Source organism: Enterobacter cloacae complex sp. 2022EL-00981, from assembly GCF_028737495.1.
GTDB classification, from domain to species: domain Bacteria; phylum Pseudomonadota; class Gammaproteobacteria; order Enterobacterales; family Enterobacteriaceae; genus Enterobacter; species Enterobacter cloacae.
Genome location: NZ_JAQZRK010000041.1, coordinates 1 through 22,686, shown reverse-complemented (window position 1 = coordinate 22,686; position 22,686 = coordinate 1). Strand labels below are relative to the sequence as shown.

Sequence of the window (22,686 nt, the reverse complement as noted above, 5' to 3'; positions counted from 1 at the left end):
CTTTATTGTTTATGCCCGGGCGCAGTGCGCCCGGGTCAGGTACTACAGGTGCTATCAGGTCACGATGTGTTGCTGGTTAACTAACTCGTCGTAGGTGGTCTGGACGTTATCAAGCGTCACGAGCGTGGTATTGGTATAGGTGCTTCCTGTACCGTCACGGTCGATGGAGATCACGGTACTGCCATTGCTGTTCGTCACATGCAGGTAATTACCGAGCGTTGACGCACTGCCGTTCCAGCCCACCAGCAGATCGCCGATGTCAATTTTGTCTCCCTGAGCCAGCGAGAAGTTGGTCCAGTGATCGCCGGCAGTACTGCTGACGTTACCCGCGGTGGCGTTGCCTGCGGTGCTGTTCAGCACCTGATAAATCAGCGTATCGCCGTACGCGGTGCCGGTAATGACATCGTTATGCTCAGAACTGACGAACTGCGGCGCCATATTGATGGTCAGCGTGGCAGTGTCCGTATTGCCGTTGGCATCGGTGAGGGTGTAGTTGAAGACCTCCTTCGACGTGATGGTTGAGAGCGACACCCCGCTGTTGAGGGTGTAGGTGTAGTGGCCGTCTGCGCCAATCGACAGCGTGCCGTAATGACCCGTGACGTTGACCAGCGTGCTGCCGGTGTAAGGATCCAGCGTGGTGGTGGTGCCGTCGAAGCCGGTAATGGTCACGCGGGTATCGACCGACTGCAGCTGATCCATCGCCCCGGCGGAATCCGTACCGTCGAAGATATTGCCGTCAACGGTGTGGCCGCTGGTGGAGTCGAACTGGGTCAGCGAGTAGGTGGTACCGTTCACGCTCGGGGTGATGGTGATATTGCCCACGCTCAGCCCCGGTACGCTGCCGGTATAGCTCAGCGTATAGGTCCCGGCATTCAGATCCAGCCCGGTCAGGGGCACGTCGATACTGCCGCCCAGCAGCGAGCCGCCGCTGAAGGAGCCGGTGCGGATAACACCGTTGGCATCACTGATCGTCCAGTTCACCGTCAGCCCGCCCAGCGCCAGCAGCGACGCGACGTTAAAGTGCAGCGACGCGCTATGCAGGGCGGTGTTCGGATCCACCACAAAGGTTCCGCTTCCGCTGCCCGTGGTGGTACCTAGCAACGAGGTGGTCCAGCTGGCGCTGCCGACGGTGGTGTCAGAGTAAGCCGAGGTATGGTGTACCGACGTGACACTCATCTCGGTGCTGACATCGTTCACCGCATCCATTGCCCGCGCGGTTGGGGTAATGTTGAGCGAGCCCGTATCTTTCGCGCCGTTTGGTGCCGTAATGGTATAGACGAAGGTGTCTGGCGTGCTGATATGGTCCGCACCCACGCCGCTATTCAGGGTGTAGGTGTACTGGCCGGACGAATCAATGGTCAGCGTGCCGTATTCTCCCTGAATGTCGGTTGTTCCACTGCTGTTAACCGCCACACCGTTCACTTCCGTCACCACCGTGCCATCCGGCACCGGATCGTTTGCCAGCACATCCCCCGTGGTGCTCTCCCCGGTGCTGGAGACGCTGTAGACATGATCCTGCAGCACGCTCAGGGTGTAGGCCGTCAGCGCGGTGATCCCTGCCGCCGTATTGAGCAGGAACAGATACTCCCCGGCAGGCAGGTTCAGCGTCAGCTGCGAGGAGGTGCCGCCCAGCAGCGGCGCACGCAGCCAGCCCGGCTCAACGCGCATCTGCTCGAAGGTCTGGGTCGCGTTGTTGAACTTATAGACGTACAGGTCGAACACCGATGCCAGGGCTACGCCCCCCACGGAGGCCTGAATCGTCATGGTGCGGGTTGTACCTTCCTCCACGGTGTAGATGATCGGGTTGGTCATATCGTCCAGCAGGTTCAGCCCCAGCGTGTTGCCGAGATTGATCCCCACCAGGGTAAAGCCGCTTTGCGACGATGTGCCGTTATCGATGGCCTGGACGGTGGTGTCGAAGGTCAGGGAAGCCGCGTCGTCTACGGCGACAATGCCATTCGCCACGCTGCCCGAACCGAGCGACAGCACAAGGTTCGCCGACGCGCTGACACCGTTATGGGTAATGGTGTAGGTGAAGCTCTCCGTGCGGCCAATCACCGCGGCACTGGTGTCGGTGAGGTTGTAGGTGTAGCTACCGTCGCGGTTAATGGTCAACGTACCGTACTGCCCCTGAATCACCGTGCCGTCGGCGTTAACGCTGGTGGTGACCCCCAGCGCGTTGGTCACGGCGGAGACGGTCGTACCTGCCGGGGCGTTATCGCTGCCTGCGGTAGGATCGGTATCCAGGATCACGTTACCGTCCAGGCTGGTGTCGCCCGTTACAGTCCCGGCGCTGGTCTCTTTCACCGCCACATCCAGGCTGGTGTACGAGCCGGTTGCCAGCAGGTTGGTGTTGTAGCTCAGCACGCGATACTGGCCATCAGCGAGCCCGGTCAGGTTCAGCGACACGCCGGTGGCCCCAAGGGTCAGCAGGTCGGCGAACTGCGGTTGTCCGGTATCCACGACGGTGGTCCAGGTGTTGTTGACGGTATCGAAACGCTGCACCACCAGCTCCAGGGTGTTGAGCAGCGAAAGCACCGCCCCCGTGGCGTTGGCATTGACCACAATATCCGCACTGCCGCCGCTGCCCACGTTGAACTCAACCTGGGCTGTATCGTTGCCCAGCAGGGTCAGCACGTTGCCTACGGCACCCACCAGCAGGAAGCCATAGTCGCTGTACTGGCTGTTGGTGACGGTGGCGGTGGTACTGAGATCCAGCTCTTCAACGTTATTGCTGGCAGAGAGCGGCACCACCGGCGCAAGGACCGAGCCCGGCTGCGAGGTGTTACCCGCCGCATCGGTGGCCGTGATCTGCAGCGTCTGGCCTTCGGTCTGCTTGTTGAGGAAGGTGTAGCTGTAGGCACCATTACTGTCTGCGGTGGTGGTCACCGTTGACCCGTCCGCGAGGCGGATGGTGACGGTGCTGCCCGCTTCCGCCGTACCGGTCAATACGCTGCCGTCAGCGTTAAAGGTCCCGGCAGGCGCGTTTGGCGCCGTCACGTCGACGATAACGGTTGTCGAGAGCGAGATCGGGCTGGTACCGGCTGAGTTGGTTGCCGTGGCGGTAAAGGCGTGTGAGCCCTCGCTTAATGCCGGGGTCGTAAAACTCCAGTTACCGCTGGCATCCGCCACTACCGTACCCATCGACACGCCGTTGTTATACAGCGTGACGGTGGCGTTCGGCTGTGCGGTGCCGCTCAGGGTTGGCGTGGTGTCATCGGTGGTTTTACCGTTGGTCAGCCCTCCGGTAACGCTACCGACGTTATCGTCAATGTTGGCGATAACCGGTGCGTTCGGAATATTGGTTGATGGCGCAACCACCGAGGCGCTGACGCCAGCGTTACCGGCCTTATCGGTCGCGTAGACCAGCAGGGCTTCACCGTTGGTCTGCGCCGTGGTGAGGGTAGCGCTAAAGTTGCCGTTACCGTCTGCCGTCGCGGTACCGAGCGCCGTGCCGTTACCGCTGGTGATGGTGACGGTGCTGCCCGCTTCAGCGGTACCGGTGACCTGGGTTCCGTTAGCGATCACCTGCAGGCTGGTCGGTGCGCCCGGTGCCGTCAGGTCCACCAGGATTGTGGTCACGGTCGATGGCGCGCTGGTATTGCCCGCGGCATCGGTGGCGGTGGCGGTGAAGCTGTGCGAACCTTCCGTCAGCGTGGTGGTGGTCTGCGCCAGCGTCCAGTTGCCGTTGGCATCGGCGGTGACCGTGCCGACCAGCGTGCTACCGTCGTAGATACGCACCGTCGCATTGGCTTCGGCGGTACCGCTCAACGCTGGTCGGGTGTCGTTGGTCGGGTTATTGCCCGTCACCGGCCCGGTAACGCTGCCCACGTCGTCTACAATCGCGCTGATGACCGGTGCGGCTGGCGCGGTGGCATCCACGTTGATCACATACCCGGTGGTGGGTGCGCTGGCGTTGCCCGCCGCATCGGTGGCGGTAAACGTCAGGCTGTGCTGACCATCGCTGAGCGCCGGGGATGGCGTAAAGCTCCAGTTACCGCCGGTGGCGACAACGCTGCCAATCTGCACGCCGTTATCGAAGATTTTCACCGTCGCGCCCGCTTCCGCCGTGCCGGTGAGGGTTGGCTGCGCGTCGTTGGTCAATCCGCCATTGGCGACAGGCGTGGCGGCATTCCCGACGTCATCCACAATGCTGCTCAGCACCGGCTGCGCAGGCGGCGTGGTGTCGATGGTCAGGTTGAAGGTCGCTGACGGCGCGCTGGTGTTACCTGCCGCATCCGTCGCCTGAGCCGTAAAGCTATGTGGACCGGTTGCCAGCGTGGTGGTCAGCAGAATGCTCCAGTTTCCGCTGGCATCCGCGGTACCGGTGCCCACCAACGTCGTTCCTTCATAAATGTTCACCGTGGCAAACGGCTCGCTGGTACCGACGAGACGCGGAATGGTGTCGTCGGTGCTTTGTCCGGAGCTGACAGGGCCGGTGATCGTGCCCACGTCATCAACCGCCTGGCTGATAACCGGCGCGTTAGGCGCAGTGGTATCCACCACCAGCGTAAAGTCAGGCGATGCGGGGCTGACGTTGCCCGCCGCATCGGTGGCCGTGACGGACCAGGTGTGGCTACCATTCGCCAGCGCTGTGGACGGGGTAAAGCTCCACGCGCCGCTGCCGTCAGCCTGGGCGGTGCCGACCTGCTGCCCGTCCTGATAGACAGTGATGGTCGCGTTGGCCGCGGCTGTGCCGCTAAGGGTTGGGGTGGTATCGTCCGTGCTCTGCCCGGAGGAGAGCGGTGTCTGAACGCTGCCCACGTTATCGCTCGCGGTCAAAATGGACGGCGCTGTCGGTGCGGAGGTATCCACCGTCAGGTTAATCGGTGCCGACGTGCTGCCGGTATTGCCTGCCGCATCTGTGGCGTTGAAGGTGATGGCATGTGGCCCTTCGGTGAGCGCGGTACCCGGGGTGAAGGTCCAGTTCCCCTGAGCATTGACGACCGCGGTGCCAATCTCGCTGCCATCAACAATGATGTGCACCGTGGAACCGACTTCGCCCGTGCCGTTGAAGGTGGGTTTTGTGTCGTTGGTGCTGTTGCCGCTGGTGAGCGTCCCGGTGACCGGACCGACATCGTCAATCACGCTGGTGACCACCGGCGCGGAAGGACCTGCGGAATCAACCGTGAAGACGAAGACCGGCGAGTTGGCTGAGACGTTACCGGCGGCATCGCTGGCGTTGATGCGAATGTTATAGCTGCCATCTCCCAGCGCCGGATCAGGGGTAAAGCTCCAGTTGCCGTTGCTGTCTACCGGTGCGGTACCGATCTCCACGCCATTGTTCAGGATGTGGATGGTACTGCCGACAGCGCCTGTCCCGCTGAGCGTTGGCGTGGTGTCATTGGTGACCTGGCCGGTGGTGAGATTACCGACAATCCCGCCCGCCACGTTGTCGCTGACGGTTTCCAGCACGGGAACCGCTGGCGCCGTCAGGTCAACCACCACGCTCCAGGCGTTTGACGACAGGCTGACGTTACCCTGCGGATCGGTGGCCTTGACGGTGAAGCTGTGCGACCCTTCGACGAGGGCGGTCTCAGGCGTAAAGCTCCACGCGCCGGTACCGTCCGCCGTGACGATGCCAATCTGCGTATTGCCATCAAAGATCGTCACCACGCTGTTCGCTTCCGCCGTACCGGAGAGGGTAGGCGTTGCGTCGTTGGTGGTATTGCCGCTGACCACGGTCGTGGCGGTGTTGCCGACATCATCGGTGACGTTAACAATCACCGGGGTGGTGGAGCTGGTGTCAACCACGATGGTGAAGCCTGCCGATGGCGCACTCTGGTTGCCCGCCGGATCGGTCTCACGGATGGTCAGCTCGTTGCTTCCCTCCGCCAGCGCGGATGGCGTGAAGCTCCAGTTACCCGTCTGGCCGACCACGGTGGTGCCCAGCAGGGTGCCGTTGCTGTAAATGGAGATAGTATCGCCCGCCGTGCCGCTACCGGTCAGGGTTGGGCGGTTGTCATTGGTGGTCTGCCCGTCCGTGAGTGGACCGGTGCCGGGGCCGACATCATCAATAACCGCGCCAATGGCAGGTGCGTCAGGGGCGGTGAGATCAACGGTGACGGTCGCCACCGGCGAACGTCCGCTGGTTTCGCTATTCAGCGTGGCGGTGACCTCAAAGGTGTGCGCTCCTTCACCCAGCGGCTGAGCTGGCGTATAGCTCCAGTTGCCGTTTGCATCGGCGGTTACGGTTGGCAGCAGAACCTGCACGCCATCCTGATAGACAGTGATTATGCTGCCTGGCTCTGCTGTCCCGACAAGGGTCGGCGTCGTGTCGTTAGTGGTTTTGTCTTTCACATCGCCCGTAACCGGGGCCGTATCGTCGTTGATGACCGTAATGACGGGCACGTCCGGGAGGTTCGGCTGCGTACCGGTGACGGTATAGGAGGCTTCAGGGCTGAGATTCCCTGCGGCATCCGTGGCGGTGATGGTCAGCGCTGCGCCGTCCTGCTGGGCCGGGCTGAGCGCCACGGAGAAGTTGCCGCCTGAGACTACCCCGGTACCGATCACGTTACCGCTGGCGTCTGTAACGATAATGGTGGTGCCCTCTTCGCCGGTACCGGTCAGCGGCGTCCCCTGTGCGGCCACGCTGATATTGTCCGGCGCTGCCGGAAGCACGGTATCCACCGTGACGGCAAGCGGCGCAGAGCTTCCTGAAGCGTTACCTGCCGGGTCGACCGACGAGACGGTAAAGCTGTGTGGGCCTTCCGGCAGTGTGGTGTCGGCGGTCCAGCTCCAGGTTCCATCCGGCTGGACGGTGACCTGGACTGTGGATGGCGTACCGTCCACGCTGACAATCACGGTGGAGCCCGGCTCGCCGGTACCGTTGAGGGTTGGCGTACCGTCGCGGGTATAGAGCGTCCCGTTGGTGAGCTGGCTGTCTGTAACACTGTTGATCAGCGGGATCTCAGGTGCAGTGGTATCGACGGTGACGGTAAAGACCGGGCTGAGTGCGCTGACGTTACCCGCAGCGTCGACTGCCGCAACGGTGATGTTCAGCGGGCCATCCGTCTGCGTGGGCAGGGTGAAAGACCATTCGCCGTTAGCCACAACCACGCGTCCAAGCTCGACGCCATTGTTGTAGACGATTACCGTTTCACCCGTCACACCGGTTCCACTGACGGTTGGCGTGGTATCCGTAGTAACACCGCCATTCGGCTCACCGGCGATGGCGCCAATCACCGGGGTATCCGGTGCGAGGGTATCGACGGTGATAGTGATCCCCGTAGATGGGTCAGAGACGTTACCCGCCTCGTCCGTGGCGGTAGCGGTAAATTCGTGGCTGCCCTCGTCAATGGCGCTTTCAGGACGCCAGCTCCAGTTGCCGTTGCCGTCTACCGTGACGGTACCCACGGCGGTTGGCGTGCCGCCATCAACGCTGTCGTAAATGGTAATCACATCGTTTGGCGTACCGGTGCCACTCAGTACCGGACGCGGATCGTTGATGGTTTCGCCATCGGCAACCGGACCGGTTATCTGGCTGACGCTGTCGGTAATGACCGGGACCGCTGGCGCGGCAGGCGCGTCGGTGTCGATGGTGATAGTCACCGGCTGGGACGGGGCGCTTTCGTTGCCCGCGCCGTCCTTGTTGGTGACGGTCAGGGTAATGTCATAGGTGCCGTTGGGCAGTTCGGCGGGTGGCGTCCAGCTCCAGTTGCCGTCGCCGTCCACCACGGCGTCACCGATTTTGTCGGTGCCGTTGTAAATCGTCACCGTATCGCCCGGATTACCGGTACCACTCAGCGTCGGCGTGGTATCACGGGTGGTTTCCCCCGGGTTCAGCGACGTGGGTGCTGAGCCATCCGGGTTTACGGTGATGGCTGGCGTGTCCGGTGTGGCCGGTGCGACGGTATCAATCACCAGCTCGAACGGATCAGAAATCGAGGTATTCCCGGCGGCATCTGTGGCATGGATCGTCAGCGAATGCGGGCCGTCGGTGAGCGGCGTGGTAGGGGTAAAGCTCCAGCCGCCGCTGCCGTCGAGCGTTGCGGTACCGAGCAGCGTGGTGCCGTCATACACGGTGATGACCGTGCCGTCCGGGGCGCTACCCTGAAGTAACGGCTGGGTGTCATCCGTGGTATCGCCGCTGCTGAGCGGGCCTTTAACGTCTCCGGCGTCGTCGGTGACGGTTGCCAGCGTCGCGACCGGCGGTGGGGTGGTATCAACGGTAAAGGTAAATCCACCGGATACCGGGCTGGTGTTACCGGCGACGTCGGTGGCGATCGCGGTCAGGGTATGCGTGCCGTCGCCAACCGGCGTGGTGGGCGTAAAGGTCCACGCGCCGCTGCTACCGACCACCGCGGTGCCAATATCGACGCCATCCAGACGGATGGTGATCGTTGAGCCGGGTTCACCGGTACCGTTGAGCGTCGGCGTTGCGTCATTGGTGGTGTCGTTGGCACCCACCGGGCCGGTGCCCCCAGGGACATTATCGACAAGCTGGGTGATGGCGGGCGCATCAGGCGCCGTTCCGTCAATGGTAATGGTCCAGGCGTTTGAAACGTTACCGTTGCTTGATGTCGCCGTCAGTACATGGGCACCTTCGGCCAGCGGGGTGGATGGCGTAAAGGTCCACTGGCCAGATGATGGAACAACGACCGTGCCGAGGACGTCGCCGCCGCTATGGATGGTGATGGTCGAGCCTGGCTCCGCCGTGCCGTTCAGGGTAGGGGTGCGGTCATTGGTGATCCCATTCTGGCTGATGGGGCCTGTGACGCCGGGTTGATCATCCACCACAGAGAGGATATCGGGTGTCGTGTCCGGTGCGGTGAGGGACGCCGCCGGACTCTGGTTGCCCGCCGCGTCAGTGGCTACCACCGAAAGCTGCTCGCCGTTTGTTTGTGCAGGAGAAAGGGTCGCAACAAAGTTACCGCTGCCGTCAGTGGTGGCGCGGCCAATCACGTCGCCGTTGCTGTTGGTGATGACGATTTTGCTGCCTGGCTCGGCGGTGCCGGTAACCTGGGTTCCCACCGGGTTAATGGCAATAACGGGCAGCGCCGGTGGCGTGGTATCGACGGTAAAGTTTACCGGCTGCGATTCTGCGCTCTGGTTGCCCGCCGCATCGGTTTGTTTAATGGTGATCGAGTGCGGGCCTTCCGCGAGCGGATTGTCTGGCCTGAGACTCCAGGTGCCGTTTGGCAGCACGGTGGTTTGCCCAATCAGCACACCGTTGTCATAGACCTGGATTGTGCCGCCAGGCTCTCCCCGTCCCGCCAGCAGTGGTTCAGAGGAGTCGGTGAACTGGCCTGCGGTAATTGCGCCTTTAATGGCCCCGGTCTCATCGCTCAGTACAATCGCCGTTGGCGTTGCCGGAGGGGTGAGATCCACGGTGAGGGTGAATACCGGAGAGGCGGGTCCGGTGTTGCCAGCGGCATCGGTTGCCCGAACGGTGAACTGGTGGGTGCTTTCACCCAGATTGACCGATGGCGTGAAGGTCCACGTGCCGTTGCTGCCGGTGACCGCCGTGCCAATAGCGACAGAGCCGTCATAGATGGTTACGGTGGAGCCTGGTTCGGCGGTCCCCGAGAGCTGAGGACGCGGATCGTTAGTGCTGCCTCCGCTGCTTACCGTTCCTTTGCCGGGATCAATATCGTCCGTTGCGCTGCTAATGGTGGGCGCGCCGGGCGCAACCGTATCGACAACAAAACTGACGGCAGCGGATGCCGGACTGGTATTGCCTGCCGCATCGGTCGCGGTTGTGGTAATGGTGTGGCTACCGTTGGCGAGATCGGTGGTGGGGGTAAAGCTCCAGCTACCTTTAGCATCCACCGTGGTGGTGCCAATCTGCTTGCCGTTATCGTAGAGAGTGATGGTGCTGCCTGGCTCGCCGATACCGCTGAAGGTCGGGCGGGCATCATCGGTGCGCTGGCCGTTTTCCAGCGGGCCCGCTTTGTCGCCGGCATCGTCATTTACCAGCAGGATGTCCGGGGCATCCGGCGCGGTGGTGTCCGGAGCGGTTACGGTCGTGCCCGGGCTGGTATTCCCGGAGGAATCCGTCGCGGTGGCGGTAATTTGTTCGCCGTTAGTCAGCGGCGTCCCCAGGTCGATGGTAAATTTACCGTCGCTGCCGGTTTTGCCGGTGCCGATGACGTTGCCGTCGGCGTCTTTCAGCGTGATGGTACTGCCCGGTTCGGCGGTACCGGAGACGGTTTTACCATCCGGCGAGAACTGCAGGCCGGACGGCGCATTCGGCGGAGTGGTATCCGGATCGGAAGGGTTTGTCGGCGTGCCGGGGTTGCTGCCGTTGTCATCATCGTCATCCCCACCGCCGCCACCGCCGGTGCTTGCCGCCGCCGCGATGCCACCCGCGGCGACAATGCCACCCAGTACCCAGGGCCAGATGGCCGCGCCGCCTGCATCACTTCCGGATGCGGCAAGCAGGACGTCAGTGGAGGCAATAGATTCATAGGTGGCCACCCCGGCGGGGTCCTGAATCCACCACAGCGCCCCTTCACTGTCCTGCAGTACCAGCTGGCTCGCCCCTTGCGCATCGGTGACGAAGAAATTTTTAACGGTAATCACCTCGCCGGAGTGTAGCGTGATCACCAGATCGTTACCGTTGCGGGCGAAGTCAGCGACATTGGCTCGCTCTACCTTAAGCTCAACGATAGAGGAATGGCTCAGCGTAACCTGAGTGCCTTCCGTGGTGGTTTCCACACCCGTAAGTTTCGATATAACAGAGATTTGGCTCATTTAGTGAGTACTCCAGCAGAGTTATCGTTAACGGCGAGCAAGATGAGCCAACTCTGTTAAGGGTAAAGCGCGCCCCCGGCGGAGTAACTGTTATTTAAAACAGCGCTCACCGTATTTATTTTCAGCGCGAACGATGCCCGCCAGAATGCAGAGTGGCAACATCAGAGCGAATCTATTTATTTGAGAAAAACTATCAACAATGTGATTTTGTCTTTTATATAACCTTGTATTTAATAGAGGAATTAATCCGGGACGGTATGAAAATGATATGGTCAGAAAAGTCTGGATATGCAAATTAAGCTTTAGTAAACATGGCGCAAGGATGTGAAGAGGGCATTACTTTATAGATTTTGTTTATAATTTAAAATTTGTAACCCATTGATTATGTGCGATTAATTCATTTTTGATGAGTCGGTTTTTTGTGCGTTTTCGCCGCGGGAAAATAATTGGTAGGTGATAACTTTAATCGTATTCTGGCATTGATTGTTTATGGTTGCTTAATTGCGGTTTAAGATAGGGTAATATTTTTGATGTAAGATATATTATATTTATTCGCATTTTATAAATATTCTTTTACAGGGTTAAATTTTCTGCTAGCAGGCGATATTTAATAGAATGGTGAGGGGTAAAATACGCCTGGCTTTATTTGAGGCAATAAAAAAGGCCGCGCAGGCGGCCTTTTTATCGGTGTGACGGTTACTCAGTGACTTTTTTTTCCAGCTCGCTGGCACCTTCTTTGGTTTTGTTCCAGCCTTTCTCAGCACCTTCTTTGGTGGCGTCCCAACCCTTCTCGGTGCCTTCTTTGGTTTTGTGCCAGACTTTCTGTGAGTCTTCGCTGACCTTGCTACCAAAGCTTTCGCTTTTACCTTCTGCAGCATGTTTCTGTTTCAGCTTCAGCTCTTCACCTTTGTTCTGCTCTTCGTGCAGTTTTTGCTTCGCTTCGTTGGCGTTAGCGTTCGCCGCGGCGACGGTATCATCAGTTGCATGTGTGGTCGCAGCAAATACTGGAGAAGCCAGCAGAATGGCAGACAATGCGATAATTGTTTTTTTCATAATATCCTCATTTACGTTATCGGTTATGAGCGTGATTCAGCATGTCACAGACAAAGCGAAGCGGCTTTAGGAAAAAACTGTAAAAGGGTGGAGGCCATGACGGCGCTATTATCTCCGGGGCAGCCAAAATAATCATGAATGCCGCTCACTCGGCGTGAGACGGCATTTTATTAGTCACCGTGATTAAATATTTTCCAGGTCGATACCGCGCGTGTTGGGACCAAAAATACCAATGGTGAGCATAACAATCAGCATACTGATCACAATAAAGGCAATGACCGCCGTTGAGCCGCTATATTGCAGTATCAGACCGATAATTATACTGCTGAAGACGGTGGATAAACGGCTAAAGGAGTAACAAAAGCCGACCGCTCGCGCCCGGATTCGGGTGGGGAAAATCTCTGACTGATAGGAGTGGTAACTGTAAGTCAGCCAGGCATTGGACCAGGTAATAAAAAAGCCGCAGGCAATGAGCAGCAGTGGGTTGCTCTGAAACGCAAACAGCGAACCAAAGATGACCGTGGTCAGACAGGACAACACGATTTGCCATTTATTTTCCATTCGATCGGCATAGCGGCTGCAGATAAGCGCGCCAAGAGGATAGGCCAGGGTGATGAAAAAGGCGTATAACAAACTGTGCGTGACGGATGTCCCGCTGCCGGACAGCAGGGCGGGCAGCCAGTTTCCGAAGCCAAAAAAGCCAATCGCCTGAAAGATATTCATCACCACCAGCATCACAACCCGGCCACGGTAGCGCGGAGACCAGATATCTTTAAACCTGCCCTTGAGTGAAACCTGTTCGTTGTGCTGCCCGGCGCGGAGAGGGAAATCAGCCTGTTCGCCGCTGCCGCAGCGCTTTTCCATCTCCTGCATGACGGTTCTCACCTCATGAAAGCGCTTTTGCTGCAGCAGCCAGCGCGGAGATTCCGGCAGCCCCTTGCGTACCAGCCAGATAATGATGGACGCCAGCGCGCCAGCGATCACCACGAACCGCCATCCGCTCAGGCCAAACCACATCTGCGGTACCAGCCACCATGACATCAGCGCGACGGCAGGAACCGAGAGAAACTGAATGAAAAAGGCGAAAGCAAAGGCGCGGGTGCGAAGGTGAGCAGGTACCCACTCTGTCAGATAGGTATCAATGGTAACCAGTTCAACGCCGAGGCCGATGCCTACCATAAAACGAAAAAAGATCACCCATTCCGCCTGATGCTGAAACGCCATGACGAGGGAGAACAGCCCGTACCAGAGCAGGGCATACATAAAGGTCGCGCGTCGGCCAATGCGATCAGCATAGGGGCTGAGCAGGCTGGCACCGATAAAAAGCCCCAGAAAGGTCGCGGACGCAAACGCGGCCTGGTCGGCCATACCGAACACGCCCTGCTGGCCGGTGTGGAAGATGCCATCAGCAATGAGCCCGGCGCTGATGTAGCCTGTCTGAAACAGATCGTAAAGCTCAAAAAAACCGCCAAGGGACAGCAAGGCGATGAATCGCCAAAGTCCGGCGGAAGCCGGTAAGGCATCGATCCTTGCCGCAAGATCGTCCTCGCGGATGGGGTTTTGTGCCCCCCACTGTGTTCCTGAAACTATGCATTCACTCACGGTTAACCCTCTCGTAACATTCACCCTGAGTCGTTATGCTAGAGGGAAATCAGCGGATTTAAATTTTTAATTCGTATTCAGAAGCAATAAATAAAGCATAAAAAACCAGATATTTTTCTTTTAGTGCGTGGATATTCACCCTCTGAGTTAACCCATTTTTCGAAGAAAATATATTCTTGTTACGCGGTGAAAAATAGCCGTGCGGCGCTGCGGAGTTATTATCGAACCGGGGCAGAACGACAATGCTGGAAAATTTTCACTTGACGATAGCAAGGACTTTTGCCACTAATTATCGGGTGATGTTTGCTGACCTGGTGCAGATTGTAGAATGGAAAAAATCGAGAATTTAATTCCGATGGTGGTTTTCGCGCGTGTCGTCGAAACCCTGAGCTTCACCGAGGCCGCACTCTCTTTGGGAATGTCGAAGTCATCAGTTAGCCGGGATATTTCAACGCTGGAAAAACGTATTGGTGCAATGCTGCTTAAGCGCACCACCCGGAAAATAGAGATTACGGAGCTGGGGCTGAGCTACTATCAGCACTGCTTCAAAATATTGAATGAACTGCGTGCCGCAGAACGCTTTATACGGGATTATTATGAGGAGCCGGCAGGGACAATAAAAATACTTGCCCCGGTGACGTTCGGAAAAGAGTATGTTGTGCCAGCATTAAATGCGTACTTAGAACGAAATATTATGGCCAACGTCGATCTCGATTTATCGGATAAAGCGGTGGATATCAAAGAGAGCCAGTACGATCTCTCTATCATTGTGGCGCAGGACACGCCAACCCATGAGCACACCAAATTTTTATGCTCCATCCAGTGGGGGCTTTATGCCACCCCTGACTGTATCGCCCGGATGCGTCCTGTCCTGACGCCGGGCGATCTCCCGGCCCACAACTACATTCTGTTTCGCGGTGTGGCGCGTACGGTTTCGCTGCCGTTCAGAAAAGAGAAACAGAAGGTCAATATTGACGTTCATAGCCGCTTCAGAAGCAACAACAGCGTGGCGCTGATCAGCATGGCGCTTTCCGGCCTCGGCATTGCTTACTTGCCCAATTACATTGCGCGAGAAAGTCTCGCCACCGGGAAACTGGTCCGGCTTTTACCCGGCTGGCAGATGGATGAATATAAAGTGTGGCTACTGTCCAAAAATAAAAACACGATGACCTCAGGCATTAAACGCTTTAGCGACGAACTTCAGCAGCTGATCGCCGGGGCCGAGGTCAAAGCAGGCTACTGATATCCAGCTCGCCATGACGCAGGATCGAGACTTTGTCATCCAGCAAAGAGATATGCGTGGTGGCGGTACGGCTGGGGTTTTTGCAGTTGGACGGGACAACCAGATCGACACAGTCTCCCATGTCTTCCCGGGCGAGCGTAAAACTGACAAGATCGCCCTCATCCTGCGGATACCCTGCCGGGATCACCACCAGGGGCCTGCCTAAGCGGCTGATGATGGTTCGCATCTGACTGTTTTTCACGCAGACGACCGGGAGAATATCGCCTGCGCCGGGAAGAAAATCGGCGCGCTGTTTCTTTCGCAGGCTGATTTTAAGGGTGCCGGGCCAGCAGGCCCGGCTGAGCATTTCAATTTTGCTTCTTTGCCACGGGCTGACATCCACCCATTCCCATATGTCCGCCAGTTCGCAGAAGCAAAACGTCATCTCTCTGGCACAGGGCGATCTTTTTAACAGCGTCAGTTTTTCCACGGCATCCGGGCTGTAAGGATCGGCTGCCAGGGCAAAGTGGGTATCGGTAGGGATCAGGATGATCCCGCTATTACGCAATACGGTAATGGCCTTGTCTATAAATGACATGATTATCGATATCCCTGTGACGCGGTTAAACCCAAAAATTAATAGTAATCGCCGTGGCGATAGTCCCAGGTATTAAACTGGGCGGACATGAAATTAATAATTTTATTCACGTCGAGACCTTTGCGAATTAATACCGGGCAAGGGGTCACTTTTCTGGCACTACCCTGTTCAGGGACCAGTTTCCCTTCGCTGTCCACCATGGACACCATCACGCCTTGTTCATAGCGACTCTCCTGGGTTTCATCAGGCTGAATAGACTTAACGTACTCGTTGGCACAAATAATTAAGTCTGCACGCGATTCGATGCGTTCCCCAATGAATTCCACCATGCCGCGGTTGCCTTTTCCTGACGGATTCGCCGAGCTGGCAAAAGCGAATTTCTGATGATTTTCCCACAGCTCTTTAGCAATCATTTCGCCGGGTTTGCCAAATTTAATCACGAAGCAGCTGGTTTTTCTGCCGTCCATCATCAGCTCTTTGAGGCCGTTATCGGGTAATCTGGCGATGGCATCTTCTCGCCACGGTAAAATACAGCCCAGTAATACGTCTGCATCCCAGTGGGCCTGATAAAATGCCTCGATTTCCGGGTTCATCTCCGCCAGCGATTTCAGCTGTTCCATACTGCCGCACAATACCACGCCGGGTTTATTACGGTTTCGCTGTTTGGCTTCGAATTTTCTCTCCAGCCCCTCTTTATCTGAGGTCATAATGATATAACCTACTTTCGTAGGGCAAACAATCATTCCGCCTTCAGCCGATAATACGTTAATCGCTTCCGGCTGAACCTGACCATTCCACGCGACTTTCTTATTCATCATTCAATTCTCCCTGCACCGCACTGGTGTCATAAATTTAGGGAAAGGATGTCGTGTAATAAGAGGCTTCGCAATCAGCAGAGAAATTTTCACCGCATTGTTTCAGTGTTGGAACAATATCGCGTTATTCCTGGGCAATATGCCGGGTTGGTTAATTCTGTTACCGGTTTTGCTTTCAATCGGTTACCAATAGAACAACCCACCGGTAAATACCGATTTTCAAACAGAGGTTAACGCTATGAAAGTATCTATTGCAGGTTTAAGTGACTACGCTTTTCTCTCCAAAGCGAACGAATATCATAACTTTGGGGGGAATGGCGATAATGTCTCGCCCGCCTTATCTTGGGAAAATATCCCGCAGGGAACCAAAAGTTTTGCCGTAACCGCGTACGATCCTGATGCGCCAACGGGCAGCGGTTTCTGGCACTGGGTGGCGTATAACATTCCTGCCAGCCTGACCGGGCTTGCGGCAGGCGCGGGAAACCCGGCGAACACACCCGACATCAAACACGCCAGCTCCGATTTTGGTGCGCCTGGCTACGGCGGTTGCTGCCCGCCAGAGGGGGATATTCCGCACCGCTATATCTTCACCCTGCACGCCCTGAGCTGCGATGACCTGGGCGTGACGCCGGATCTGCCAAACGCGGTGATACGTTTCCTCATCAACATGCATACCCTTGAGAAAGCCAGCGTCGTCACGCTGTATAAGCGTTAATGAGGCGTGTGTGATTAACCGAATCAGAGCGGTTTTCGCCCGGTATAGCCTGCTCAAATGGGGCGTAGCGGGTGGCGTGCTGGTGGCCATTGTTCTGCTGTTTTTTGCGGGAATGGGGGTCTCCAGCAAGGAGGCCTTTATCAATGGCCGAATATCCACGGTGCTCTCCCCGCTGCCGGGACAGCTGGTGCTGGCGAAGAACATCGCGCCGGGACAGGCGGTCCGGGCCCGGCAATCGCTGGGAAATGTGGTCACCACGCAGGCGAACGACCAGATCCCCGGCCTGGTGGCCCAGCGCAGCGCGCTGGAGATCCAGCTTGCTGAACTCGACAAGCAAATTTCGGGGATCGATCAACGACTGCAGGTTTATCAGCAGCAGCGGCAGCAGTACCTCGCCGAGAGCAGGATGCAGCAGCAGTTAGGTGAGAAACAATCGGCTGCCACGTTTGTACAACTGAAGGAGGAGCTGAGCGCAATTACGGCGCAAACTGCCTTCTCCCGACAGCAGCTTCAGCGCTATGAAAATCTCTACCAGCAGCGCTTCATCAGCCGCATGGAGTATGAAGAGCGTAAGAACAACACCCGGGTGTTGCAGGCCAGCCAGGAGGCGAAAGCGGCCGAGCTCCGTCAGCGTTTACTGGACGTGAATGCCGCCAAATCCGGTCTTCAGCTGACAGGGCCAAGAACGCTGGATGCGCCACAGCAGAATCAGCGCGATATGTCGCTCACTATCGAGAATATGCAGCAGGAGAAGCTACAGCTGATTGCCCGCAAGCAGGCGACGACGCAAAGCATTCAGGAAGTCGCTGCGCTCCTTCACTCCCGTCAGCAGGCGGCGCTCAACAGCAGCACGGACGGCGTGATCTGGGACGTGACGGAGGAGAGTGGTGCGAGCGTCCAGAACGGCACCCCGATTGTGCGTATTCTGGATTGCCGCACTCGCTGGGTAGAGGCGTTTTTTGATGAGGCTGACGCCGGCAGTCTGCGCCCGGGGATGGCGGTAACGGTGCGTCTGACCACCGCATCCGCCACGCGCTGGAAAGGAACGATAAGAACCCTCCGCGCAGGGAGTGGACGCGTGGCGGTCGGGGAGAGGGACGTACAGCCCCCGCCTGAAATCGCGCGCCGGCAGTTGCCCGTGAAAGTGCTGACTGCACATATCGATATCGACTGGAAAGACGTGCCGGATCCCGCCAGTTTCTGCCTCGCGGGCCGTAGCGTAACCGTCAACATTTAAACAGGAAAAGAGATGCAGCATATACATAATACGGTCGCCGCCCTGAAGCGCGGCGAGGTGGTTCTGGTTCCCACGGACACGAATTACGCCCTGGCGGCAGACCCGTGGAATATTGACGCCTGCCAGAAAATTTACGATCTCAAAAAACGCGAACGACAGAAACCGCTGACGCTTTTCGTAGCGGAACCGGCGCAGGCATGGGATTACATCGCCGTCGATAAGGTCCAGCACCGCGCTGCGCTCGACAAACTGATTGGTGCCATGCCCGGCGCGCTGAATGTGGTGGTTCCTGCATCGGACAATGTGCCGCAGAACCCCTATCTGAAGCCGGACTCCATCTCTCTGGTGTGCAATCATCAGAGCGTGTTGCGAGAGGTGATTGCGCTGTTTGGCCGTCCGCTGGGGATGAGTTCTGCCAATCTTTCCGGCGTGGAGTCTGACTGCCTGATCGACATTGATGCCGCCCGCCAGACGTTTGGCGACCGTGTGGGCTATATTCTGCCCGCAGCCCAGCGTCCGGTGACAACGGTCTCCAGCACCATCGTCTCGTTACTGGAGAAGGAGATTAAAATCCTTCGTGCGGGAGATATGGATATTATGGCGATGCTGGCGTCATGACGACGCGCCGGTTACATCCCGGGTCTGGCAACCATGGCCTGTTCCTGGCCTACCGTATTATTTCCCGTTGCTATTTCCATCTTCCCGTCTTGCTGCTCTATTTCTGGACAATAGACATGGGGATGTACCGGATTATTTTCCTGCTGGCGCTGTATGGATTGACCAGCACCTTCAGCAGCGGCATACCCGGCTGGCTGCTGCGCTTCTTGTCACCCAGACAGACGGTGATTACAGGCGAACTGATGAAGGCGCTGGGAATGGCGCTGATGCTCTGGAGCACCCGGCAAAGTGAGGTCAGCCTCCCTCTGCTGGTGGTGTCGCAGCTGCTTGGCGGCGCGGGATTTACCATTGCGCTGACCACGGATGCGGCCCTGCTGCGCCAGCTCACCGCAGGCGATCAGCACCGGTTTATGCAGATCCAGACCACGTCGCAAAGCGGGATGTTTATTGCCACCCTGATCGCCGGATCGCTGGGGAGTATTCTGTTTGACTATAACCCCCAGTGGCCGTTTATCGCCGCCATTGTGGTGAGCGTTATCTCCTCCGGATGCGTGGCGTTGATTCGCGTGCAGGAGGCAGAGCCCGAACCTGCCCGGCCTGTTGAGCGGGTCTCTTTTTCGCCCAGAGGCGACCAGCTCTTCTGGATGCTGTTCTATTCCATTTCACGCGCTTTTACGCTGGCGCCGTTCATCGGCTTTATCCCGTTCTACTTTATTATGGTGAATGTCGACCCGCTGCTTTTCGGTGCCGTACTGAGCTGCTTTACGCTCTCGTCCTGGGGGGCGATCAAAATAGCCGGGCCGTTTATCGCACGGTTTGGGGTAACGGCGTTACTGGCGACGACAAGCCTTTTTATGACGGCGGCGCTGGGGCTTTTTGCCAGCAATGAATGGCTTGCAGCGAGAGGCATGGACTATTTTGTCTCCGGGCTGCTGGCGCTGGTGCTGCTGGGGTTTGGCTCCGGGACGATCCGGCCCGTCACGCTTGCTAACCTCGATCTCTCTGCCAATACCCCGGATGAACGTATGCGCGTGTTCGGGCGCATGGAGCGTGATTTCGGGCTGGCCAATGCCTTTTTACTGGCCGTTGGGGCGTGGCTGCTGGTGAGCCGGGACTTTTCCACGCTGATGCTGATCTTCTGCCTGATCTATATTCTGGTGGTATGCATATCTGCACTGCTTTACTTAAAGAATTTGCGCAGCGGGGAGCACAGTTCCACCTGAGGAACAATTCATACGCAAAATGAAACTAATCTGACGAATAACGGATTCCCGTTGAAAGCCCCTCCTCTGTACGGTGTAATTTCCCCATCAGATAAAGAGGAGAGAAAAATGAATATTCACGAAACTGATGATTATGCGTCGGTAAATATAAAGCCGGGGATGACGTTAACCGAAAAAATAATCGCCAGAGCCAGCAATAGATCGCATGTTTCACCGGGTGAAGTGCTTTTCGTGAATGTTGATGTATTAATGTCCCACGATCCCTGCACGCCTGGCGTCGCCAGCGTATTTAAAAAAGAATTTGGTGAAGAGGCAAAAGTCTGGAACCCGGATCGCTTTATTATGATCCCTGACCACTTTGTTTATTCCGCCGACCCGCAGGCGAATCAAAATATTCGGGTAATGCGGGAATTCGCAAAAGCGCAAAATATTACCCATTTTTATGATGTGGGCACCCCGGACTATAAAGGCGTGTGTCATATCGGCCTGGCGGAAGGGGGACACACCCGGCCGGGAGAGGTGTTGTTGGGGACCGATTCTCACACCGTGACCGCCGGGGCCTTTGGCACCTTCGCCATTGGCGTGGGGATCACCGACGGGGCGTACGCCCTGGGTACGGGGGAGCTCCCGTTGATGGTTCCCGCCACCATAAAAGTGAATTACTACGGTAAAAAAGCGAAAAGCGTTCAGGCGAAAGATTTAATTCTGGTGTTAATGAAAGAGCTGGGCGTGGAAGGGGCGACCTATAATGCCATCGAATTTACCGGCAACGTCATCGATGAATTATCGGTCGAAGAGCGAATGACGATGTGCAATATGGTTGTGGAGTGCGGGGCTAAAAACGGCATTATGGTGCCAAACCAGGCCACGCTGGATTACCTGGCGACCAGAACCACCGTCCCGTTTTCCGTGGTGACGCCTGATGAAAACGCGCATTACGTCCGCACGATTGATATTGACGTCTCGGCATTAACCAGCGTGATTGCGCGGCCACACTCCCCGGATAATGTGGTGGCAGTGACACAACTGGAAAATATTGCCATTTCGCAAGCCTATATTGGCTCCTGCACGGGCGGTAAAACGGATGATTTTATCGCTGCTGCGGAAATACTGTGGCAGCGCAAGGTGGCCATCCCAACCTACGCCGTTCCCGCGACCAAAGAGGTTTTTCATAATCTGATCACCACCCAGGTGAAGGGCCGATCCGTGTATGAAATTCTGACCCGGGCTGGCGTTAAATTATCTTCTGAACCCGGCTGCGCGGCTTGCTGTGGCGGGCCAGCGGACACCTTTGGGAGAGTCAGGGATCCGATAAGCGTGATTTCCACCACCAACCGTAACTTTGTGGGGCGGATGGGAAACAAAGGCGCGATGATTTATCTGGCCTCACCTTATGCAGTGGCTGCTGCGGCAGTGACCGGTTTTATTACTAATCCAGAACGGTACTTAACTAATGACTATTAATAACGTAATGCGCGGTACAGTTTATGTGTTAGGCGACAATATCGATACCGACCAGATATTAACGGCTGAATATTTGAAAATTAACCCGGCCTCTGCCGAGGGGCGTGAAGAGCTGGCAACGCTCGCCATGTGCGGACTGCCGGAAGGGGCGCTGCCGTTTATCAATCCGCAGACGCAGCGAGCCGGTTATGACTTTATTGTGGCCGGGAAAAATTTCGGCTGTGGCTCATCGCGCGAGCATGCGGTGGTGGCTCTGGGGGCATCCGGCGTGAAGGCCGTCGTCGCCCAGTCGTTCGCCCGCATATTTTTCCGTAACTGTGTATCCACGGGGCAAATCATGCCCGTCACGCTGAATGAAGGCTGTGATATCCGTGCGCTGAAAACGGGGGATACCATTGAAATCGATTTAGACGCTCATCAGATTGGTACTGCTGATGGGATTCGGAAAACCGCTCCGGTAGGGGAACTTGCGAACATCGTCGCCGCCGGTGGCTTGTTCGCTTACGCAAGGCAAACAGGAAAGATTTAATCCAATACAACCATAAGACTCAAAACAAGACGCCTTACTTTCTCAGGGTGCAGCGTCTGTTTTGAGCGTACATAAGGCAATCAAACTATGATCACCCAGCTAGAGTTTAACGATCTTCAAAAAGATGAGCTATCAAAACTTATCAGCCGTGTCACCATCAGCCCTTATACAGACTACAAACTCTTCAAGCAGTCCATCACCGAACTCATTGAAAATGGTCTGGTGCCCACTTTTTTTGTTCAGGCCTGCGAGCGCGTCAGGCAAGAGCGCAAGGATCAAGGCATTAACGCGCATTTATTAAAAAACGTACCACTCGACACCATCATTCCAGAATTTGATCAGTCCAATCCCGTTAATGATAAGTACGCCAAAAAGCTCACCTTTGTAGGAGAGGCGCTGCTGGAGCTGTTCGCACAGCTCACCGACTCCCCATTACTGGCCTACCGTACGCGCAACAACGGTGATTTTTTCCATGATGTTTATGCCGACAAAAAATACAGCAACACTCAAACGCAAAAAACGGATGGCGAACTTTATTACCACAACGATCGCACCGCTCACCCGGTACGCGCTGATTTTCTCAGCTTATTAGGCATGCGTTGCAGCGAAGAAAACCTGATTTTTACCGGCTACCTGGACGGTAAAGCGATTCTGGATAATTTGAAGGCTGAATCCCAGGAGTGGTTACGAAAGCCACTTTTTATTACCCCTTTTGATGAATACTCTCGCGACTCGAACGCCAGCCAGATTGATTCTGAACTGCATCCGATCCTGGAGAATATTCATACTTGAATCGCCACGGATAATCTAGACACTTCCGAGCCGTTGATAATACTGGTTTTCATATTCTGTCGGTGACATCTGTTCGCTAGAACCATGCCGACGCTTACTGTTATAAAACATTTCGATGTAATC

General features: G+C 56.8%; 14 protein-coding genes. 8 read left to right on the top strand and 6 right to left on the bottom strand.

Features of this window, described 5'->3' with window-relative positions; all coding sequences use genetic code 11:
- Positions 1-54: 54 nt before the first annotated feature.
- The 3 genes from PUZ33_RS23025 to PUZ33_RS23015 all read right to left on the bottom strand — a co-directional run bounded on the left by PUZ33_RS23025 (position 55) and on the right by PUZ33_RS23015 (position 13,338).
- Entirely contained in the window at positions 55-10,695 is a 10,641-nt protein-coding gene (locus PUZ33_RS23025; protein WP_252107870.1) for a BapA/Bap/LapF family large adhesin, read from the bottom strand.
- Positions 10,696-11,391: 696 nt separating this feature from the next.
- Positions 11,392-11,748, bottom strand: coding sequence for a hypothetical protein (locus PUZ33_RS23020; protein WP_013098385.1), 357 nt, complete (start codon positions 11,746-11,748; stop codon positions 11,392-11,394).
- Between the two features lie 183 nt (positions 11,749-11,931).
- Positions 11,932-13,338, bottom strand: coding sequence for an MFS transporter (locus PUZ33_RS23015; RefSeq protein WP_080398902.1), 1,407 nt, complete (start codon positions 13,336-13,338; stop codon positions 11,932-11,934).
- 340 nt (positions 13,339-13,678) lie between these two features.
- Between PUZ33_RS23015 and PUZ33_RS23010 the strand changes: the two genes are divergently transcribed.
- Complete coding sequence (locus PUZ33_RS23010; protein WP_013098383.1) at positions 13,679-14,593, top strand: LysR family transcriptional regulator; 915 nt, start codon at positions 13,679-13,681, stop codon at positions 14,591-14,593.
- Here the strand turns inward: PUZ33_RS23010 and PUZ33_RS23005 are convergent.
- Positions 14,577-15,170, bottom strand: coding sequence for an L-threonylcarbamoyladenylate synthase (locus tag PUZ33_RS23005; RefSeq protein WP_058681210.1), 594 nt, complete (start codon positions 15,168-15,170; stop codon positions 14,577-14,579). The two genes, PUZ33_RS23010 and PUZ33_RS23005, sit on opposite strands and share 17 nt — an antisense overlap.
- A gap of 38 nt (positions 15,171-15,208) precedes the next feature.
- On the bottom strand, positions 15,209-15,988 hold the full coding sequence (locus PUZ33_RS23000) for an L-threonylcarbamoyladenylate synthase (RefSeq protein WP_058681211.1): 780 nt from the start codon (positions 15,986-15,988) through the stop codon (positions 15,209-15,211).
- A gap of 235 nt (positions 15,989-16,223) precedes the next feature.
- On the opposite strand from PUZ33_RS23000, the gene PUZ33_RS22995 reads away from it, so the two are divergent.
- From PUZ33_RS22995 to PUZ33_RS22965, 7 genes are all read left to right on the top strand, one after another.
- Entirely contained in the window at positions 16,224-16,700 is a 477-nt protein-coding gene (locus PUZ33_RS22995) for a YbhB/YbcL family Raf kinase inhibitor-like protein (protein ID WP_058681212.1), read from the top strand.
- 10 nt (positions 16,701-16,710) lie between these two features.
- Positions 16,711-17,937 (top strand): HlyD family secretion protein, encoded by a 1,227-nt coding sequence (locus PUZ33_RS22990; protein WP_045901484.1) that lies wholly within the window; start codon positions 16,711-16,713, stop codon positions 17,935-17,937.
- 12 nt (positions 17,938-17,949) lie between these two features.
- Positions 17,950-18,555: an L-threonylcarbamoyladenylate synthase gene (locus PUZ33_RS22985; RefSeq protein ID WP_020690754.1), complete on the top strand. Its 606-nt coding sequence runs from the start codon at positions 17,950-17,952 to the stop codon at positions 18,553-18,555.
- Entirely contained in the window at positions 18,552-19,778 is a 1,227-nt protein-coding gene (locus tag PUZ33_RS22980) for an MFS transporter (protein ID WP_058681213.1), read from the top strand. The genes PUZ33_RS22985 and PUZ33_RS22980 overlap by 4 nt, the downstream gene beginning before the upstream one ends.
- 108 nt (positions 19,779-19,886) lie before the next feature.
- Positions 19,887-21,242, top strand: a complete 1,356-nt coding sequence (locus PUZ33_RS22975; RefSeq protein ID WP_058681214.1) for a 3-isopropylmalate dehydratase large subunit — start codon at positions 19,887-19,889, stop codon at positions 21,240-21,242.
- Positions 21,232-21,771: a LeuD/DmdB family oxidoreductase small subunit gene (locus tag PUZ33_RS22970; protein WP_058681215.1), complete on the top strand. Its 540-nt coding sequence runs from the start codon at positions 21,232-21,234 to the stop codon at positions 21,769-21,771. Before PUZ33_RS22975 ends, PUZ33_RS22970 begins: the two co-directional genes overlap by 11 nt.
- Before the next feature lie 87 nt (positions 21,772-21,858).
- The gene (locus PUZ33_RS22965) at positions 21,859-22,563 is read left to right on the top strand and encodes a hypothetical protein (RefSeq protein ID WP_252107871.1); all 705 of its coding nucleotides are present in this window, start codon (positions 21,859-21,861) and stop codon (positions 22,561-22,563) included.
- Between the two features lie 15 nt (positions 22,564-22,578).
- On the opposite strand, the gene PUZ33_RS22960 is transcribed toward PUZ33_RS22965, so the two are convergent.
- Positions 22,579-22,686, bottom strand: a 108-nt coding sequence (locus PUZ33_RS22960; RefSeq protein WP_131729156.1) for an IS3 family transposase, incomplete at its 5' end; no start/stop codon positions are given.

Excerpts from the sequence above, each read along its gene's own strand:
- PUZ33_RS23025 (WP_252107870.1), bottom strand. The coding sequence starts at position 10,695 with ATGAGCCAAATCTCTGTTATATCGAAACTTACGGGTGTGGAAACCACC.
- PUZ33_RS23020 (WP_013098385.1), bottom strand. The coding sequence starts at position 11,748 with ATGAAAAAAACAATTATCGCATTGTCTGCCATTCTGCTGGCTTCTCCA.
- PUZ33_RS23010 (WP_013098383.1), top strand. The coding sequence starts at position 13,679 with ATGGAAAAAATCGAGAATTTAATTCCGATGGTGGTTTTCGCGCGTGTC.
- PUZ33_RS23005 (WP_058681210.1), bottom strand. The coding sequence starts at position 15,170 with ATGTCATTTATAGACAAGGCCATTACCGTATTGCGTAATAGCGGGATC.
- PUZ33_RS23000 (WP_058681211.1), bottom strand. The coding sequence starts at position 15,988 with ATGATGAATAAGAAAGTCGCGTGGAATGGTCAGGTTCAGCCGGAAGCG.
- PUZ33_RS22995 (WP_058681212.1), top strand. The coding sequence starts at position 16,224 with ATGAAAGTATCTATTGCAGGTTTAAGTGACTACGCTTTTCTCTCCAAA.
- PUZ33_RS22985 (WP_020690754.1), top strand. The coding sequence starts at position 17,950 with ATGCAGCATATACATAATACGGTCGCCGCCCTGAAGCGCGGCGAGGTG.
- PUZ33_RS22980 (WP_058681213.1), top strand. The coding sequence starts at position 18,552 with ATGACGACGCGCCGGTTACATCCCGGGTCTGGCAACCATGGCCTGTTC.
- PUZ33_RS22975 (WP_058681214.1), top strand. The coding sequence starts at position 19,887 with ATGAATATTCACGAAACTGATGATTATGCGTCGGTAAATATAAAGCCG.
- PUZ33_RS22970 (WP_058681215.1), top strand. The coding sequence starts at position 21,232 with ATGACTATTAATAACGTAATGCGCGGTACAGTTTATGTGTTAGGCGAC.
- PUZ33_RS22965 (WP_252107871.1), top strand. The coding sequence starts at position 21,859 with ATGATCACCCAGCTAGAGTTTAACGATCTTCAAAAAGATGAGCTATCA.